Below are 754 nucleotides of genomic sequence, written 5' to 3'. Positions count from 1 at the left end.
CGTCTGGCCACCGCCCAAGACCGGCTGGTGGAGATGATCGCGGCCGAGGACATCGACGAATCGGTCAAGCAGGAGCTGTACGCGCAGGTCGAGGCGTGGCGCAACGAGCCCAGCGTGAACAGCCTTTCGGCGTTGACGAAGAAGATGAAAGCCGCCGGTCTCGGTGACGAGGTGCGCGCGCGGGCCCGGTTCGTGGCCATCTACCTCGGTGAGGCCTCCGCCCAGCCGATGAGTGTGAACGACACCGACTGGGTGCCCGTCACCCCGGCGGCAGCCGAGGAGTTGCGCCGAATCGGCAAGCCGGTGGTCGATCTGGGGGAAGAGGCCAAATACCGGGTCGACACCTTGCTGCTGGACTATCAGGCCCGCCTCAAGAGCGGTCTGGACACCGTGGGTGTGCAGGCGCGGCTGGCCGAGGCGATCTCGGTGATGACCGAAGAGGACCAGACCAAGGCCCGCGAGCGGGGCAAGGAGATCCGGAGCAACCCCGCCGCCGCTCGTAAACCGTTGTGGCCCGACCACATCAGTCGCGACGACCTCGCCGCCACCGTGCGCGCCTACGCCCTGCTGGCGCCGATCGTCGAGCGCGACCTGGCGCGCGGCGAGGACGGTATGGACCCGCAGTGGGTCCGGGACCAGAAAGAGCAGGCCGACGCGATGCGCGCCCGGATCGACCGGGCGATCAAGTCGGGCAAGGGCCTGCACGATCTCGAAAAAGACCAGCTGCGCGCGGTGATCGTCGACATCGAAGCGG

1 pseudogene is annotated in these 754 nt (G+C 68.0%); it reads left to right on the top strand.

The annotated features are described in order from the left end of the window. Positions 1 to 754: pseudogene (locus A5780_RS41650) on the top strand (hypothetical protein); the annotation flags it as partial.

Origin of the sequence: Nocardia sp. 852002-20019_SCH5090214, assembly GCF_001665865.1 — a bacterium.
In the GTDB taxonomy this organism is placed as follows: Bacteria; Actinomycetota; Actinomycetes; order Mycobacteriales; family Mycobacteriaceae; genus Nocardia; species Nocardia nova.
The sequence above is the reverse complement of the archived record's forward strand: the minus strand, read 5'-3'. Positions and strand labels throughout refer to the sequence as shown.